At 67.6% G+C, this 2,128-nt stretch carries 2 protein-coding genes; one reads left to right on the top strand and one right to left on the bottom strand.

The genetic code is table 11. The features are described from left to right. Window positions 1–1,670, top strand: a 1,670-nt coding sequence (locus E0E41_RS18355) for an InlB B-repeat-containing protein (protein ID WP_207303265.1), incomplete at its 5' end; no start/stop codon positions are given. Window positions 1,671–1,725: 55 nt separating this feature from the next. Here the strand turns inward: E0E41_RS18355 and E0E41_RS18680 are convergent. Further along, window positions 1,726–2,128, bottom strand: a 403-nt coding sequence (locus tag E0E41_RS18680) for a hypothetical protein (protein WP_165450617.1), incomplete at its 5' end; no start/stop codon positions are given.

The following is a 2,128-nucleotide window of genomic DNA, read 5'->3' as shown; positions in this document are numbered from 1 at the left end:
GCCAGTACACCATCACCTTCGACAGCCAGGGCGGCAGCCAGGTGGAGACCATCGCGGCCGACTACGGCCAGACGGTGACCGCCCCCACGGCGCCCACCCGCACCGGCTACACCTTCGGCGGCTGGTACACCGAGGCGGGCTGTGAGAACCTCTACACCTTCACCACCATGCCCGCGCAGAGCTTCACCCTGTACGCCAAGTGGACGGTGAACCAGTACACCATCACCTTCGAGACCGGCGAGGGCACCGCTGTGGAGCCCATCACCCAGGACTACGGCACCACCGTGACAAAGCCCGACGATCCCACCCGGGAGGGCTACTCCTTCACCGGCTGGTACACCGAGGCGGACTGCACCGGCGAGCCCTATGCCTTCACCACCATGCCCGCTGAAAACATCACCCTGTACGCCAAGTGGCAGGCGGGCCAGTACACCATCACCTTCGACAGCCAGGGCGGCAGCCAGGTGGAGACCATCGCGGCCGACTACGGCCAGACGGTGACCGCCCCCACGGCGCCCACCCGCACCGGCTACACCTTCGGCGGCTGGTATACCGAGGCGGACTGCACCGGCGAGCCCTACGTGTTCACCACCATGCCCGCTCAGAGCTTCACCCTGTACGCCAAGTGGACGGTGAACCAGTACACCATCACCTTCGAGACCGGCGAGGGCGCCACCGCTGTGGAGCCCATCACCGCTGACTACGGCACGGCCATCCAGGCCCCGGCCAATCCCACCCGGGAGGGGTATATCTTCAACGGCTGGTCTCCCGAGCTGCCTGCCACCATGCCGGCGGAGAACCTGACCCTGACCGCCCGCTGGAGCAGCGAGCCCTCCGGGCCCAGCGGCGGCGGCACCGTCACGGTTCCCAAGTATCCGGTGAACCTGCCCCAGACCGTGGACAACGGCACCGTTACCGCCGACCGCACCACCGCGGAGGCGGGCCAGACCGTCACCCTGACCGCCAAGCCCGACCAGGGCTACACCCTGGACAGCATCTCCGTCACTGACGGCAGCGGCAAGCTGCTGCAGCTGACGGCGGACGGCGACACCTACCGCTTCACCATGCCGGGCGGCAAGGTGACCGTGGCGGTCCGCTTTGCGCCCCTGCCGGTGGAGCTGCCCTTCACCGATGTGGACGAGGCCGACTGGTTCTACGACGCGGTAGCCTATGTCTACGGCCGGGAGCTGATGACCGGCATCAGCGACACCCTGTTCGCGCCGGACCAGCACCTGACCCGGAGCATGATCACCACCGTGCTGTGGCGGCTGGAGGGTTCCCCCGCCGCCGGCACCGGTACCGTCTTTACCGACGTGGCCTCCGACGCCTGGTACGCCCAGGCGGTGAACTGGGCGGCCGCCCAGGGCATCGTGGACGGCTACGGCAACGGCAGGTTCGGCCCCGAGGACCCCATCACCAGAGAGCAGCTGGCGGCCATCCTGTACCGCTACGCCCGCTGTCTGGACGACGACACCAAGGCCGAGGGCGACCTGACCGGCTATCCCGACGGGGCCCAGACCTCCGACTGGGCCGTGGAGAGCATGACCTGGGCCGTGAGCACGGGCCTGATCTCCGGCAAGAACGGCGGCCTGCTGGATCCCACCGGCACCGCCACCCGCTCGGAGGTGGCAGCCCTCCTCCAGCGGTTCTGCGAGAGCAGAGCGAAATAACAGAAAAGCTCCCGGAGCGCCTAAGCGCTCCGGGAGCTTTCATTTTTGTGTCCGGTCAGATGAGGCCCAGAATATACCGGCACCAGAATTTCTTGTACCAGGGCAGGGCCTTGTCCACCTGGGCGGCGGCGGCACGGGCGGCGGACACCGCCTGCTCCCGTTCCTCCTCCGTCAGGGTGTGGGGGCTGAACTTGGCTTTCTTGGCCAACTCGAAGATCTCCTCCGGCAGCTCACAGCCCCACTTCTCCAGGCGTTTCAGCTGGAGGTAGGCGGCGATGACTGCCCGGTTGGTGCTCTCCTGCCTGAATTTCTTTTCCCGACGGGACCGGCCAAAGGCCCGGTTGGCCGGGAAGGCCAGGATCACCAGCACCACGATCAGGGGGATGAGGATCACCCGGAGGTCCAGAGGTTCTCCCTCCTCCGCCGCGCCGGGGGCCTGACTGGGGGTGGGGGTAGGG

It is taken from the genome of Intestinimonas massiliensis (ex Afouda et al. 2020) (assembly GCF_900626285.1).
Classification (GTDB): domain Bacteria; phylum Bacillota; class Clostridia; order Oscillospirales; family Oscillospiraceae; genus Flavonifractor; species Flavonifractor massiliensis_A.
This window is presented reverse-complemented; position numbering and strand designations above follow the sequence as displayed.